The organism is Petrocella sp. FN5, from assembly GCF_029210395.1.
Classification (GTDB): domain Bacteria; phylum Bacillota; class Clostridia; order Lachnospirales; family Vallitaleaceae; genus Petrocella.
On record NZ_JARGDP010000029.1, the window covers coordinates 21,722 to 38,024 of the forward strand.

General features: G+C 37.0%; 11 protein-coding genes and 1 other RNA gene. All 12 read left to right on the top strand.

Going from position 1 to position 16,303, the window contains the following annotated elements:
* Positions 1-174 precede the first annotated feature (174 nt).
* The 12 genes from rnr (at position 175) to rmuC (ending at position 16,269) form a co-directional block, all read left to right on the top strand.
* The gene (rnr, locus tag P0N36_RS08775; protein WP_275842472.1) at positions 175-2,325 is read left to right on the top strand and encodes a ribonuclease R; all 2,151 of its coding nucleotides are present in this window, start codon (positions 175-177) and stop codon (positions 2,323-2,325) included.
* A 120-nt stretch (positions 2,326-2,445) separates the two neighbouring features.
* Positions 2,446-2,910, top strand: coding sequence for an SsrA-binding protein SmpB (gene smpB, locus P0N36_RS08780; protein WP_275842473.1), 465 nt, complete (start codon positions 2,446-2,448; stop codon positions 2,908-2,910).
* A gap of 46 nt (positions 2,911-2,956) precedes the next feature.
* Positions 2,957-3,308: a transfer-messenger RNA gene (ssrA, locus tag P0N36_RS08785) on the top strand.
* A 593-nt stretch (positions 3,309-3,901) separates the two neighbouring features.
* Positions 3,902-6,223, top strand: a complete 2,322-nt coding sequence (locus P0N36_RS08790; protein ID WP_275842474.1) for a LuxR C-terminal-related transcriptional regulator — start codon at positions 3,902-3,904, stop codon at positions 6,221-6,223.
* 405 nt (positions 6,224-6,628) lie between these two features.
* Positions 6,629-7,081 carry a hypothetical protein gene (locus tag P0N36_RS08795; protein WP_275842475.1) on the top strand — a complete coding sequence of 151 codons (453 nt, stop codon included), beginning with the start codon at positions 6,629-6,631 and terminating at the stop codon, positions 7,079-7,081.
* A gap of 187 nt (positions 7,082-7,268) precedes the next feature.
* The gene (locus P0N36_RS08800; RefSeq protein ID WP_275842476.1) at positions 7,269-8,402 is read left to right on the top strand and encodes a LuxE/PaaK family acyltransferase; all 1,134 of its coding nucleotides are present in this window, start codon (positions 7,269-7,271) and stop codon (positions 8,400-8,402) included.
* Entirely contained in the window at positions 8,386-9,675 is a 1,290-nt protein-coding gene (locus tag P0N36_RS08805; protein ID WP_275842477.1) for an acyl-CoA reductase, read from the top strand. Before P0N36_RS08800 ends, P0N36_RS08805 begins: the two co-directional genes overlap by 17 nt.
* 135 nt (positions 9,676-9,810) lie before the next feature.
* Positions 9,811-10,464, top strand: coding sequence for a SatD family protein (locus tag P0N36_RS08810; RefSeq protein WP_275842478.1), 654 nt, complete (start codon positions 9,811-9,813; stop codon positions 10,462-10,464).
* Between the two features lie 166 nt (positions 10,465-10,630).
* On the top strand, positions 10,631-11,503 hold the full coding sequence (locus P0N36_RS08815; protein WP_275842479.1) for a DUF3307 domain-containing protein: 873 nt from the start codon (positions 10,631-10,633) through the stop codon (positions 11,501-11,503).
* Positions 11,504-11,640: 137 nt separating this feature from the next.
* The gene (locus P0N36_RS08820; RefSeq protein WP_275842480.1) at positions 11,641-12,450 is read left to right on the top strand and encodes an alpha/beta fold hydrolase; all 810 of its coding nucleotides are present in this window, start codon (positions 11,641-11,643) and stop codon (positions 12,448-12,450) included.
* 363 nt (positions 12,451-12,813) lie between these two features.
* Positions 12,814-14,610 carry an alpha-amylase family glycosyl hydrolase gene (locus tag P0N36_RS08825; RefSeq protein WP_275842481.1) on the top strand — a complete coding sequence of 599 codons (1,797 nt, stop codon included), beginning with the start codon at positions 12,814-12,816 and terminating at the stop codon, positions 14,608-14,610.
* A gap of 138 nt (positions 14,611-14,748) precedes the next feature.
* Positions 14,749-16,269 (top strand): DNA recombination protein RmuC, encoded by a 1,521-nt coding sequence (rmuC, locus tag P0N36_RS08830; protein WP_275842482.1) that lies wholly within the window; start codon positions 14,749-14,751, stop codon positions 16,267-16,269.
* Positions 16,270-16,303 lie beyond the last annotated feature (34 nt).

The window sequence follows — 16,303 nt, forward strand, 5'->3', positions numbered from 1 at the left end:
GCCATCATTAAAAAATCCTCATAAAGGCTTAACACGCAGAATACTACAATTTAGTGGTAGTATGTACAAAAGTGTTGAAGTACTCTATAATAGAGGTATACTAAGGTTAAAGTGTCAAAACTATATAGTTGAATTTTTACCCTTTAACCATACTAAGATTAGGAAGTGAAGAATATGAAAATCGATCAAAAAGAAGTGTTACTGGATTTGTTTAAAGATAAAAAATACAGACCACTTAAGTTAAAGGAATTAGCATTACTGCTAAACCTTTCGAAAAACGAAAAAAAAGAACTGGAACAATCCTTACAGGCACTCATTCAGGAAGACAAGGTTATTCTTACCAAGCGCGGCAAATACATGATCAATGATGCGCCAGAGCCAATAATAGGAAGATTTGTTTCTCATCCTAAAGGCTTTGGTTTTGTGGTTATAGAAGGACAGGAGGATGATATTTTCATTCCTGCCAAATATGTCAACACAGCCTTTCATAATGATACGGTAGCCATTAAGTTGCTTAAAGACAGCCGTGGCAAGCGTCCGGAAGGTGAGATTGTTAAAGTACTTGAAAGAGGCAAAGATACCCTAGTTGGACTTTACGAACAAAGCGACAACTTTGGTTTTGTGCGAGCAGACGACAAAAAAGTTCAAAAAGATATCTACATAGCCAAATCCAACAGCATGATGGCCATGAAAGGTCATAAAGTTGTGGTTAAGGTTACAGATTGGGGTGGTGAGGACCGGAAGCCTGAGGGTAAGATTGTTGAGATTATCGGTCATGTGGATGATCCGGACACAGCTATTTTATCCATTGTAAAGAATCTAGAGATTCCCACAGAGTTTCCGGAAAGTGTTAAGAAACAGGTCTTAACGATACCGACAGAAGTGCCTAAGGATGCAGCTGAAGGTAGATTGGATTATAGAAATATCCAAACAGTGACCATTGATGGTGCAGATGCCAAAGACTTGGATGATGCCATCACCATAGAGAAAATCGAACAAGGCTACCGTTTAGGGGTTCATATTGCAGATGTCAGCTACTATGTAAAAGAGGGCAGTGCTATGGATGAAGAAGCCCTTAATAGAAGCACCAGTGTCTATTTAGTAGATCGGGTCATCCCTATGCTACCAAGACAACTGTCTAACGGTATTTGTTCATTAAATGCAGGTGTAGACCGTTTGGCCCTTAGTTGTATTATGGAGATTGACCAAGAAGGTAAAGTCATTAATTACACCATTAATGAGACCATCATTAACGTCGATGAGCGTATGACCTATACAGCGGTTTCAGGCATCTTAGAGAAATCAGATCCTGAGCTAACAGAACGTTACAAAGATTCTGTGGATATGTTCCATAGAATGGAAGGCTTAGCGGCTATACTCAGAGCAAAGAGGAAACAACGGGGCTCCATCGACTTTGATTTCCCGGAAGCCAAAGTCAAGCTGGATGAGTTTGGTGCACCCATTGAAATCTATGTTTATGAACGTAATGTGGCAACGAAAATCATTGAAGAGTTTATGTTACTAGCCAATGAAACCGTAGCTGAACATTACTTCTGGCAAGAGATACCCTTTGTATACAGAAATCACGAAGAGCCGGACAATGAGCGTATACAAGCCCTTGGTAAATTCATCTATAACTTTGGTTATCATATCAAAGGCAAAGAAGATGTTCACCCGAAAGAAATACAGAAACTTCTAATAGATATTGAAGGCAGCAAAGAAGAAATCTTAATCAGCCGATTGGCCCTTAGATCCATGAAACAAGCCAAATACGAAGTGGATTGTGAAGGTCACTATGGACTTGCGGCTAAGTATTATAGCCACTTTACCTCACCGATTCGTCGTTATCCAGACTTACAGATTCATAGAATTATCAAAGAAAACCTAAAAGGTAAGATGAGCGATAAGCGCATCAGCCATTATAAGAAGATCTTACCGGATGTCACCAAGCAGAATTCCGAGTATGAACGTCGGGCTGAAACAGCAGAACGTGAAACCATTAAGCTTAAGAAAGTGGAATACATGCAACGCCATATTGGAGAAGTATTTACAGGTGTCATCTCCGGTGTCACCGGATGGGGTCTTTATGTAGAACTCCCAAATACCATTGAAGGTCTGGTTCATGTCACCGCCCTAAACGATGATTATTATGTTCATGACGAACTTAAGTATATGTATGTCGGTGAGCGCACCAAGAAAATCTATGCCCTAGGTGACTTAATTAATGTTAAAGTAGAACGATGTAATGTGGAAGAGCGTAACATTGATTTTTCCGTATCAGAAGAAGGACCGACAGAGGCTGCAGAAGAGACACCAGCTGTTTAGGTAACATAATTGTAATGGCTTTGCCCTTGTAAAGCTTATAGAATATGTTATAATATGTCTTGCAGCATAGATTTGGAAGAAAGATTCAAGTGAATCTTTTAGTTGGAAAGAGTGTGAACCATGGCAAAAGAAGCTTATAAAATCATAGCGCAAAACAAAAAAGCCTATCACGATTATTTTATTGACGAGACCTATGAAGCAGGTATGGTACTTGCAGGAACAGAAGTCAAGTCTTTAAGACTGGGAAAAGGCAGCATAAAAGAGAGCTTTGTAAGGGTTATAGATGGTGAGATTTTTGTCACCAACATGCACATCACACCTTATGAAAAGGGTAATATCTTTAATAAAGACCCGATGCGAACCAGAAAGCTCTTATTAAACCGTTATGAGATCAATAAGATCATGGGTGCGGTTGCCATAAAAGGTTATACCATCATGCCGCTTAAAATCTACCTAAAAAAAGGTCGAATGAAGATGGAGATTGGTTTAGCACGCGGCAAGAAGCTCCATGACAAACGACAGGACATTGCCAAAAAAGATCAAAAAAGAATGGCTGAAAAGCAATTCAAAGTTGATAATCTGTAGGAAGACCTACTAATTATAAAAGGTCCAAGAGACCGCCTGTAAACCCGGGGGTGTACAGGTTTCGACGGGGATCACTGCAGTGAAGGAAGCCATCCGTAGACACCGGAGCTACGTTAAAAGCTGGTAAAATTAAATTAAACGCTGAAGATAATTTAGCTTTCGCAGCCTAGGCTGCGGTGTCCTTCCTAGGCAACTCGCCACTTAGGGTCTGGGCAACGATTGGGCGAGGAACTTTTCTACCAATGCTTTGAGGTAGCAAAAGAACTTAATTAAGCTACTAAAACCATGAGCCTGTCATTAGGCGCTTGGCAGAGGGAATGTCAAAATAATGACTCTGATGGGAGAAACTTTCATGAACGGGTTTTCGGACAGGGGTTCGATTCCCCTCACCTCCATTAAAAGACGATTCACACAAAGTGTGAGTCGTTTTTTAATAGACGAAGAATCGAACGTGGCCTGAGAGCAAGGGTGCCAGTGGCACGCATTTATAAAACCATATGACTTCGCTAGCTATTGCGATAGTGATTTGGTATAATATAGTCAAGAAAAAGTCGGAAGAAATATATGAAATATTTAAAAGGGCGATGACTAATTTGAAATTGTACCATATGACTCGAAATCTTGATCATCTCTTATATCGCCGAAGCACAGCGGAAGAAGATGCAAAACAAGGTTTTTTATCAAAATCAATTTTTCCTCTTTTTATTTTTATATAAAATGAGGTTTTTTGTGGTGTCATTTGGTAAAGAAGGTCATATTGAATAATTTTCAATTTAACAGAATTAGCTAGAGGATGGAATACGAAGATTTCTAGAAGGAGAGAGCGACTTTGTATAAACAAAATAATAACAGAGGCCTATATTTTTCTGAAAAGATAACTGAATCAATGAATGGAATCTTCAATTATCCACTCACAATAGTGGAAGCACCTATGGGCTATGGAAAAACCATAGCGGTTAGGGAGCATCTTAACTTTGCTCATGCGAATGTTTTGTGGCAAAAGGTTTATGACAGTTCGATTAATAGTTTCTGGAATGACCTCTACTTTTTGTTTAGCAAAATCAATTCCAATTGTGCCCAAAGTCTTGCACGGCTTGGATTTCCGTTTGACATATTATCTATGCGAGAGGTATTAAAACTTATTGAAGAAGTAGAAATACCTGAAAAAACAGTACTCTTTATTGATGATTACCACCATTTAAATGGAACTGAGGTGGGAAGGTTCATTGAATTTCTTGTAATCAATGAAATCGATAGATTTCATATTGTCTTAACAGCACGATTTATTGATTTTCCCAATATGGAGGAACTTACACTAAAGGGCTATTTACTCTATATAAGAAAAGATCATCTAGAGCTTGTGCCAAATGAAATAGTTAAATACTATAGTACATGCGGAGTCAGCATCAATAATAGTGATGCTGAAAAATTGTATGCGACCACAGAAGGCTGGATAAGTGCTTTGTACCTTTTACTAATCAACTATAAAACAGAGGGAAGATTTTTGACCACGAATAATATTTATAAACTGGTTGACAACGCTATATACAAGCCACTTGCTCAAGAGGTAAAAGATTTTCTCATACATATGTGTATCTTTGATAGTTTTACCAAGACCCAAGCTGTATTCGTATGGGAGAATGAAGATGCAAATCTTATTTTAGAGGACATAACTAGGAAAAATCTTTTTGTCAATTATAATATCAACACCAAATCATATCATATACATCATATTTTTATTAATTTTCTTCAAAATATACTTGCGGATAAGGATGCGGGTTATAAGGAAAAACTTAATAAGAGAGCTGGAGATTGGTGTTTGAAAAATAATGAATATTTGGCTGCTATGCACTATTTTTATAAAGTTGGAGATTTTGAAAATCTGCTTTTGGCAGTCGAGTTTGATAAAGGTGAAAGTTTTTTCTTAGAGCATAAAGAAGTGATTATAAAATATTTTGAGGAATGCCCTTACGAATACAAACAGAATAATTTAGTCGCGCTGCTTGTTTATGCGATGACATTAATAAGATTTAATGAAATGAGTTTGTTCCCAAAAGTATGTGAAGAAATCACCATAATGATACAAAGCAGTAGACTTGATCTTGTAAGTATGAATAATTTAATGGGGGAATTAGAATTTGTAAAAAGTTTTACGCATTATAATCATATTTTGGGAATGTCAGAACATCTTAAAAAGGCTTGCAAGCTTATGAATCGACCATCAGTTTTTATAGATACAAAAAATATCTGGACATTTGGTTCACCATCAGTGTTGCACTTATTCTACAGAGAGAGTGGAAAGCTAGAGCAAGAAGTTCATGAAATGAAAGAAACGATGCCTTATTATTATCAATTGACCAATGGCCATGGGATGGGTTCTGAGTATGTGATGGAAGCGGAGTGGTATTATAATAAGGGTGATTTTGAAAACGCAGAAATTGCAATAAATAAAGCACAAGTTCAGGCCAACATAATAGTTCAACCGAACATTATTATCTCTGCTCTTTTTTTACAGGTTAAGCTGACCCTAGTAAAGGGTGATTATGACCATGTACTATATTTATTTAACAAGATGCATGAAGAAATAATAGAAAGTCAATTGTATCCATTGATGTATACAATTGACATGTGTGTTGGTTTTGTGAATGCTTGCTTGAGACAAGATCGTAAGATACCTGAATGGCTGACCGAGGGTACCTTTAATTCGAGTCATCTTTTTTTTCCAGCGAGAGCCTTCTCTAATATAATCCTCGGAAGATTTTTTTTGATAAAGGGTGAATATTTGAAGCTTTTGGGCAATGTGGAATATTTTATAACTATTGCCTCTATTTTTCCTAGTATATTGGCCAAAATCTATACCATGATTTATGTTGCTGCAGCAGAAGAACACATATTTCGCAGGAGCGAAGCTATTGAAGCTTTAAAGAAAGCTCTTGATATGGCTGTTGCTGATAAGGTATATATGCCCTTTGTAGAAAATTGTGATTACATACAGCCCCTCCTTGATGCATTATATCTGCACGATATTTATCGTGAGCATATTAAACAGATATTAGCGATATATAAACCATATCATAATTCAATGGAACAAATTATTAGTAGGTATTTTATAGAGAGCAAGCCAAATCTGACTAAACGTGAAGAGGAAATAGCACAGCTTGCTGCAGAAGGATATTCAAATAAAAGAATAGGAGAAAGACTCTATATATCACCCAATACTGTAAAAACACAGCTTAAGAGTGTTTATGAAAAAATGGGTGTAAACTCACGTTTCCTTTTGAAACAGTATTTCGATGAAAACCCTAGAATGTAAAATCACCCACTTTTATCACCCACCGGGTGATGTAAATGAAAAATAATCCACGGTACATTTAATGTATGGTGGGTTATTTATTTAGGTGATGATTTGATCAGCTTCATCACGAAATCAGATAAGAGAGAACTACCACTGGGAGGTCCAACTGGATACTGGAAGCTCATAATACTGAATACAAACTTTCGATTTGTTGCATAGAGTAGAAGCGAACTTAAATTAAACTAGGCGTATTTAATTGATAATAAAGGAGGCAGATGTAGGATCATTTATATGATATTACAGTATTAATTGTTATAAGTGCTAAAGACATTCAAATCAATTATTTATATCATATAGAGTTAAACAATTGAAATCATGTGATATAAATAGACGGATGAATCATGAAAAAGGAGTGTGGATTTGATGAAAAAGATTTTATCAATGATCTTAGTATTGGCATTGACAGTGGCAATGGGTTTCGGTCTTCCTGTACTTGCTGAAGCAGGCATTCAAACAGGTGATTCACTTAAAATAGTAAATCCTGCGGGTGGCCCATATGTTATAGTGACCAATGTGGAAAATAGTTTGCTTGAATTTAATTATGGATGGAACAATGCGGATAAATTAGAATTTGAGCCTCTTGGTTATTACGTTGGTGTCTATAATTTGACAAAAAGTCATTATGAATGGGTTGATGAAGTAGTATTTACTGAGGCGGCTTCAAAAATAATGAAACTTAGTCAATCAACGGCACTCATTCCCGGAGATGAATACGTAATAAATTTCTTTGTACGTGATCATTATGCTGATCCAAATGATATATATGACGAAACTACGAATGGTGCTATTCTACAAGTATACTTTATAGCTCCATAGATACAGATGAAATAAAATGTAGTTTAGAGTAAAGAAGTGAACAAAACTACCACATTAAGAAATCTTAATGTGGTAGTTTTTATTATATATAAATGTTAAAATGTATGGTAATGAGTATACTTATAAAGCGTATTTAGGAATTTTAGGTTAGAGTTAATGCAGAGACTTATTGTATGAGAGGGAAATCATGAATTTTAGAGAAAAACTTTTTAGGTATAAAAAAATATATGACTTAGAGGGAAGTGAAGACCTCTTTTTGGCTGCCATGAGGGAATCTGTTGAGCATCATGAGTACCATTGTACGTTTTACAAAGAATTGATTCAGAATATAGGGTATACGTCAGATCAACTAAAAAAGATAGAGGATATTGCATCTATTCCGGCTATACCCGTAGATTTTTTTAAGACCCATGAAATAAGAAGTATAGAAAAAGAAGAAATAAAAATCCATGCCACATCCTCAGGAACGATGGGACAAAAGAGTCAGATATTTATAGATAAAAGCACTCTAAAGCTGGGTACAAAAATGATCATAAAAGCTATGTTGTATCATAAATTTGTCTCAATCATACCAACCAATTACCTTATACTTGGTTATGAACCCAAAGCAGGTAATGAGATGGGAAATGTAAAAGTTCTTACGGGGATGACCAGGTTGGCCCCTGCTAAGGAGAAGGTTTTTGCTATTCGGTCCATAGGAGATGCCTATCAAATCGACTATTTTGGTGTCATGAGCGCTTTGAAGCGCTATGCCAGACAAAGGCTACCGGTGCGTATCATGGGGTTTCCTTCCTATCTATATATGATGTTAACGGCTATGAAAGAAATGAATATGCCACCACTTAAACTGAGTAAAAGGTCTATAGTTTTTACAGGTGGTGGTTGGAAAAAGTATAAGGACATGGCCATACAAAAAGAAGCGCTCTACGCTCTGGTTGAAGAAATGCTTGGCATACCGTCTGAAAATTGTCGAGATTTCTATAGTGCAGTGGAACATAGTGTTGCCTACCCGGAGTGTCGTCATCATCGTATGCACGTACCGATCTGGAGTAGGGTGCTTATTCGTGATGTGAACACCCTGGAACCATTGGGCTTCAACCAAGCCGGCTTTCTTAACTTTATTAGCCCTCTGGTATCCTCCATGCCCTTATCCTCAGTCCTCATGGGAGATATGGCAGTACTTAGAGATGGCAGTCAATGTGGGTGTGGTATCACAACACCCTATTTTGAAATACTAGGAAGAGCAGGTACCCGTGTATCTAAAACTTGTGCAAGCTCGGCAAGTGAGTTATTGGGAGGTCAAAATGGAACACATATTTAGAGGACGCGTGATTAGAGAAAATGAATTGGATTATTATTTACTACAGCTGGATGATATAATTAATGAGGACTTGTTGTTACCGCCACTGGATACAGAAATGGTTATCAGAGCCATCTGGACACTGGTGGAACAAACGGATTTTGCGGATTTTAAACAGCTATTTATTGATAATGGAAAAGCGGATTGGAAAGCTGAAGGCTTCATCCAATCCATTAAAAAAAGCTTGACCCCTGCAGCCTTGCATCAAAAAATAGTTCGTGAATTAGGTGAAGATTTTTATAAATGGGTGGAGGTTGAACCAGGCATACAAGAAAGGCAACAGCCTTTAGGCGTTCTTTTTCATATTGGTGCAGGAAATGTCCTTGCTCTGTCGGTACTAAGTGTCCTAGAAGGCCTACTTACAGGCAACATCAATGTCTTAAAATTACCATCTTATGAAGGTAGCATCTCATTAACACTACTTAAGCGATTAGTCGTTATTGAACCAAGACTGGCGCCTTATATCTATGTGTTTGATATTTCATCGGAAGATGTCGAGATATTAAAAAAATTAGGGAATGTTGCTGATGCTATTGTTGTATGGGGTTCAGATAAAGCAATCCATGGCATTCGTCAAATAGCACCAGCCCATCTACCCATTATCCAGTGGGGGCATCGTCTGAGCTTTGCGTATTTAACGCCGGGTCAACATTTAACCTCTTCACTCGAACAATTTGCAGAAGAAATATGTTTGAGTGATCAACAATTTTGCACTTCACCTCAGTGCTTATTTGTTGAAACGGATGACATGGCAGTCATAGATGCATGCGGAAAGAAACTAGAAGAGGCAATGACAGAACAAGCAAAAAAATATCCGGCAGCAACGATTCAAATCCATGACCAAGCAGAAATAACATGGACCAAAGAATTGGTTAAAATGGCATCAGTACTTGGACAAGAACAACTTATAGAGAGCGAACATAAAGATTTTAGTATTATGATAGATACCCAACCATCTCTGAAAGCATCACCACTGTATAGAAATATATGGCTCATGCCCATGAAGCGATCAGAGCTATTATCCATACTGCGTAAACATAAAGGCCATCTTCAAACAGCCGGTTTAGCTTGTCATGAAGAGGACTATGATGACTTATCCAATTTGTTCTACAGAGCAGGCGTAAGCCGAATAACAACATTTGCTAAAATGTCACAAACCTATGTTGGAGAACCTCATGATGGAAAACCCACACTCTTGCAGTATATCCGAACCGTTTGCAAAAATAAAAATTAAAGTCAAGGTATCATCAAAATGCATTGGTGGATTCTGTAAAATTGTGATATGTTTATAGGTAAGTTAGAATATGAAAAGAAGTGTTCACGACTACAGTGGTGCGAAAACAATCTTGAATTATGGAGGAAGTCCAAAATGAAATATGTGGTATTTACAATAGATTGTATATCCTCAAAAAAAATGGAGAATGTAACAGAATTCCTTGAACAAAGGGTTCTTAAATTAAACAATGACACTTTAAGGAATGGTAGTTTTTTGACAGACTTTAAAGTGCTCCTTGGTGATGAGATACAAGGTGTGATTAAGCTTGATGGTGAATTTGTTAAGAACATCCGCTATATTAGAGAAGCTTTTTATCCAATAAAAGTTAGATTAGGAATAGGCATTGGTGATATAGAAAATGAAGAAAATATAGAAAAGAAGGATCCATGGAAGCTTAATGGTTCTGCCTTTCATAATGCTAGAGATTCAATTAAGTATTTGAGTAAGCATGCCCTATTTGGTAAAAGTGGATTGTCCTATCTGACGAGTGGTAGTGAAGCCTTTGATCTTCTAGTCAACAATCAGATTTTGCTTTATGATACGATACTTGAAAGATGGCGTGATAAGACTTATGAAGCGGTATATTTGAAAGAAAAGTATGGTAGCTTTCGTAAGTTAGATAAGATAAATGGTATTTCATCATCAGCCTATACAAAGCGTGCTAGTGTGGGGAATTGGTCTATTTTAGAAGAATTTGAGAAGAATATTAAAATTATAATTGAAGAATATAAAGACTTGATTGAATGATTATATGCTGATTTTATGCAAATCGCTTTGCTGAGGAGTTTTTAGACTACTAGGACTATATGAGGAGCCTAAAGACTGCTCGGAATAACTGAGGAACCAATAAACTCTTCGAATAGATAGGGATATAAATTTTAAGATGTCAATAATTAAATAGAGGAGACCAGTTATGAAAGTTATATTATTTTTAATATTGACCCACTTTATTGCAGATTTTGTGTTACAAAGTGATAGGCTGGTGACAAGAAAGAATCAGTTTTATTTAGAGAATCAAAAGAAAATATCTATTAATAATCCTATATTGGAACATGGTATCATTGTGTTTACTGTAATGCAAATATTACATCTATTTTATAAAGAATGGTACTCAGTACTGGCAATGACAGCTTTAATAACACTTGGGCATTTACTCCTTGATCACCTTAAATTAGAATATCAAAGGAAATCAAGTCGTCATAGGTTTGTTGAATTTCTAGCAGACCAGATTGCCCATTTAGGCATAATTTATTTAGTGAGTAGTTGGTTTGTTATTATATATGAAAGCAAATATATTAAGATTTTTGGAAACTATGCAACATCAAGTAATCAGGGTAAATGGTGGATACCAGATATAACATCAAGTATACTAGGTGTGTTGATTGTAATTATATTTTTTTCATACATCTCAGGACACATTATTTCATTTATGCTAGAGAATCTAAGAGTTGTTAAATCTGAAAGTGAAACAATAGATGGCCTAGTAGTTGACGCAGTAGATCACCTTGAAACAAATGTAGAAGAAATTCCGGAAAAAACCAGGCATTTGAATGAAAAGGAAATGAAAATAGGTATAAAGATTGGGATTATTGAAAGAATACTCGTGATTATCTTCGTAGTAGTAGGACAGTATGCAGCTATGGGGTTAATATTGGCGGGAAAATCATTGGCACGATATGAAGAACTCAAGGATAAAGCCTTTTCTGAATATTATCTATATGGCACCCTCATAAGTTTTTTATTTGGAATAGTAGGTGGCCTGATTATAAAAGTGGTAATTTTGTGATATTTGGAGCAACCATAGCAAAAATACTTTGATGCACCAAAAAAACATTATAGAATCATATAATAGAAGAGGGTACAGACAGATATATTTTGTTTGTAGTATACTGGATGAAAGATTAAATGACATATGGAGGCATTATGTTAATTAAAGTGCAAGGACAAACCATTCATTACACAAGTGTGGGCAAAGGACTTCCCCTTATTATACTTCATGGTCTATATTTGGACACCATCACTATGGAGCATGCAATTGAGGACACCACGATAAAATTAGATGGGTTTAAAAGAATCTATATTGATTTACCGGGTATGGGCCAATCACCAGCTCATAATCTAAAGAACACAACAGATACCATGATTAGGCTACTATCTGAAGTCATAGAAGTGCTCATAGGTGAACTTCCTTTTATTATTATGGGCTACTCTTATGGTGGGTATTTGGCACAGGGGATTGCCAAGTTATTAAATGAACAAGTCATAGGTGAGGTACTTATATGCCCAGTCGTCATACCTGAATCTAACTTGAGAAAAAAAGCACAAATAATCAATCAAGAGATTGACCATTCGTATTTTGTGACATTAAGTGAAGAAAAGCAAAAAAGCTATTTGAGTGAGATGGTGGTCATTAACAAGAGGACCTGTCAACGTACAGAAGCGGATTTCTCAAGAGCAATCGCACTTGCAGATAGATCCTTTCTTAAAGCCTTGTATGACAATGAATATCTAAGTACCATTATCGAGAACAGTCACATGATTCATCGCCATAAAACACTCATATTTCTAGGTTATCAGGATAATGTGGTGGGGTACAAAGACATGTTAAATAGGCTCAATAAGTATCCAAAAGCTACCGTCAGTTTGTTAACAAATGCAAGCCATTCCTTCTTCTTAGAACAACCGGATCAATTTGAGAATCTCTTGGATGCATGGCTTAGGAAGTATAAATAGTTGATTCTATTCTAGTAGGTTATAATGATAAGCGTGTAGTATATTTATTAAAGGTAAGGTGATTATTTTGGTACATTTAGTTTATTGTGATGACAAGGAAAAGATCTTGTACAAAATCATAGAGGAAAACCAAGGTAAGCTAAACCTATCAAAGAAGCAACAAGAGCGTTGGCATAAAAAGTGTATGTGTTTGGTTGAGTTTCAGGATGTAAAGAAAATAGAATGAATGATTTTGACAAAAAATGGATCTTCTATAAAGGATGGTCTCTGAAAATCTTTAATAAGAAAAGGCACTTTTATATTGAATCAGAGAAGATTATGGAAGGATACAATAAGACCATCTGAGTTAAGGAGGATGAAGATATGGGATATTCTAACAAAAAAGGCTCAACACCTATCGAAAAAGGATACCGATTTACTGTGTGGGCACCTAATGCAGACGCGGTGTTTGTCGTTGGAGATTTCAATAAATGGGAGAAGACTGAGAATCAGATGAGGGAAAATGAAAACGGATGGTGGTCTATTGATATACCCGAAGCTAAACTTGGTGATGAATACCGATATCGTATTGTCAATGAAAATAATGAGTATCTTCGAATTGATCCTTATGCACATCAGGTAACCAACTCAGTGGGCAATGCGATTATTGTCAAATCCGAACGAACTGAGAAAGAAATAATGTTTATGCCTCCAAAACTGAATGAAATGATAATTTATGAACTCCATATCGGAACCTTTGGGAAGCAAGGTACAGAACCTGGTCAAGGCGACTTAGAAGGTGCTATCAAACGCTTGGCCTATCTTAAGGAACTTGGCATTAATGCTGTTGAAATAATGCCACTGGCTGAGTTCGCAGGTGGATACTCCTGGGGATACAACCCATCTCATATTTTTGCAGTAGAAAGTAATTATGGAGTGCCACAGAATTTCAGAGAATTTGTTAATGAGGCCCACAAACTCGGAATTGCAGTTATTGTGGATGTGGTTTACAATCACTTTGGCCCCAGTGACCTTGATTTGTGGCAGTTTGATGGTTGGCATGAAAACGAGAAGGGAGGCATTTACTTCTATAATGACTGGCGATCAACTACCCCATGGGGAGAAACGCGGCCGGATTATGGACGTAATGAAGTAAGGGAATATATCTGTGACAATGCCTTGATGTGGTTTCAAGAGTATGATGTGGATGGTCTGCGTTGGGACATGACCGCTTTTATCCGTAATGTGTACGGCCATAACAAGGATTCTCAAAGTGATCTACCAGAAGGTTGGAGTCTTATGCAGTGGATAAACGAAGAAATTAGAAAATATAATCCCCATTCTTTCACTATTGCCGAGGATCTTCAGAACAACGCATATCTTACAAAGTCTCAGAATGATGGAGGTGCCGGTTTTAGTTCGCAGTGGGCTGCCCCTTTTGTACATGCTATTCGAACTGCCTTGATAGGGGCTGATGACGCTCACCGAGATATGGATGCCATTCGAAATGCTATTTTGCATCGCTACCACCTGAATGCTTTTGAGCGGGTCATCTATACGGAATCCCATGACGAAGTGGCCAATGGCAAAGCACGTATACCCGAAGAAGTCGATCCGGGAAACGCATCATCATGGGCAGCAAAAAAGAAATCAACACTAGGAGCGGTGCTTATTTTCACAACACCGGGAATTCCTATGATCTTTCAGGGTCAGGAATTTCTTGAAGACGACTGGTTTCATGATCAAGACCCCATTGATTGGACGAAAAAAGAACAGTTCACTGGGATACTCCAATTGTATAAGGATTTGATTAAACTTCGATTGAATTGTGGTGGTCAAACAAAAGGACTCACCGGTCAAGAGGTAGATGTATACCACATAAACCAGGACGACAAGATTATCGCTTGGCATCGTTGGGATTTAGGTGGACCGTTAGACAGTGTTGTCGTTGTGGCAAACTTCTCATCACATGTCTATGAAAACTATCTGATAGATCTACCTGCCGTCGGCAAGTGGATAGTTAGACTTAATAGCGATGGTAAAAACTATGACAAGGACTTTGGTGGCATTGGACATCATATTATTCAATCAAAAGCAAATGAGAAGGATGATTTTTTGTCACAGGCAAATATCGATATCGCTCCTTATAGTGCCATTATATTATCACAAGAAAAACAGTAAGTCATTTTCTGTAATAATGATAGGTGGTAAGTGAATCTATTAGTGAGTAAAAGCCTAATAAGATAATCTCTTTAGAAAAAGTCATTCAAGTTAAGTACAATGAATATTAAGCGGTGATGTTGTATACGGAGGGGAAAAATGGAAATCATAATATTAGTAGCCGGAATTATGGTGGGTCTATTGTTGGGATGGCTCATGACCAAATCAAAGCTGGTATCAAAATATCAATCTGAAAGAGAAGACGGACAAAAAAGATACAATGAACTTGAAGTGGAAGTTGCAACCTATAGGGCAACGGTACAAGTTCAATTAGAAACAGCAAAGGAAAAAATCACTGAAATGGAAAAAGAACGGGTTCTAACTGAAGAGAATCTATCATCTGTGCGTTATGAATTAAAGGAGAATCATCAGGAACTAGCCAAGGTTAAAGCCAATCAAGACGCGAATTTTATGATGTTAGAGGAGAAGCAAAAAGAGGTGACATCCCTAAAAGAGGAGATGAAAAGCCTGAAAATGGACTTGAATCAGACACAGCAGCTACTGGCCACTGAGAAAGCCAATAACGAAGCCCTAGTAGAAAAATTGAAGCGTCAAATGGATGCCATGGAAGACATGGGTAAAAAATTCAATCTTGAATTTGAAAATATTGCCAATAAAATATTTGATGCAAAAACAGAGCGATTCACAGAACTCAACAAAACCAATCTAAAAAACATATTGGAACCACTAGGGAAAAACATTGAGGACTTCAAAAAACAGGTGGATGATGTCTATAATATTGAATCAAAAGAAAGATTCTCCTTAGGAGAAAGGGTTAAGGAATTAGCGGTTCTTAATCAGGAAATAAGCCAAGAAGCCAAAAATCTAACGAAGGCGTTAAAAGGTGAAGCAAAAACCCAAGGTCGATGGGGAGAAATGATACTGGAAAGTATTCTGGAAAAATCAGGGCTTAGAAAAAACGAACAGTACTTTATTGAACATGAGTTACTAGATGAAAACGGCAAGGCAATACGCTCTGATTTGGAAAACAAGAAAATGCGTCCTGATGCTGTAATCAAATACCCAGATAATCGAAATGTAATAATCGATTCCAAAGTGTCATTAAATGCCTTTACCAGATTGATTGCAACCGATGATGTGGATCAACAGAAAAAGGAACTGGAGGCGCATGTATCCGCTATAAAAAATCACATTGTAGCACTAAGTGCAAAAGGCTATGATGATTATGATAAAGCCCTAGATTTCGTTATGATGTTTATTCCAAGCGAGCCTGCATACATCACGGCAATACAAGGGGATTCGGATCTATGGAATTTTGCTTATGACAAGAGAATAATACTCCTTAGTCCCACGAATCTCATCACTTCCTTGAAAATGATTGTAGATTTATGGAAACGAGAGTATCAGAATAGAAATTCACTGGAGATTGCAGAAAGAGGTGCCAAACTTTATGATAAGTTCGTAGGCTTTATTGAGAACCTTGAGGCGGTGGGACAGTCTATTGATAAAGCAGGGGAAAAGTACAGAAGTGCCTATAAGCAATTAAGCACCGGCAATGATAATTTGGTAGTTCAAGCCACCAAGTTAAAAAATCTTGGCCTTAAGACTAAAAAAGAGCTGCCTAGTGCATTGCTTCAGGATATGGATCTCATTGAGTAGCAAATAAATATGACTGGTTATAACCATCTAAATT

Coding starts and splice junctions, on each gene's coding strand:
- rnr (WP_275842472.1), top strand. CDS start 175: ATGAAAATCGATCAAAAAGAAGTGTTACTGGATTTGTTTAAAGATAAA.
- smpB (WP_275842473.1), top strand. CDS start 2,446: ATGGCAAAAGAAGCTTATAAAATCATAGCGCAAAACAAAAAAGCCTAT.
- P0N36_RS08795 (WP_275842475.1), top strand. CDS start 6,629: ATGAAAAAGATTTTATCAATGATCTTAGTATTGGCATTGACAGTGGCA.
- P0N36_RS08800 (WP_275842476.1), top strand. CDS start 7,269: ATGAATTTTAGAGAAAAACTTTTTAGGTATAAAAAAATATATGACTTA.
- P0N36_RS08805 (WP_275842477.1), top strand. CDS start 8,386: ATGGAACACATATTTAGAGGACGCGTGATTAGAGAAAATGAATTGGAT.
- P0N36_RS08810 (WP_275842478.1), top strand. CDS start 9,811: ATGAAATATGTGGTATTTACAATAGATTGTATATCCTCAAAAAAAATG.
- P0N36_RS08815 (WP_275842479.1), top strand. CDS start 10,631: ATGAAAGTTATATTATTTTTAATATTGACCCACTTTATTGCAGATTTT.
- P0N36_RS08820 (WP_275842480.1), top strand. CDS start 11,641: ATGTTAATTAAAGTGCAAGGACAAACCATTCATTACACAAGTGTGGGC.
- P0N36_RS08825 (WP_275842481.1), top strand. CDS start 12,814: ATGGGATATTCTAACAAAAAAGGCTCAACACCTATCGAAAAAGGATAC.
- rmuC (WP_275842482.1), top strand. CDS start 14,749: ATGGAAATCATAATATTAGTAGCCGGAATTATGGTGGGTCTATTGTTG.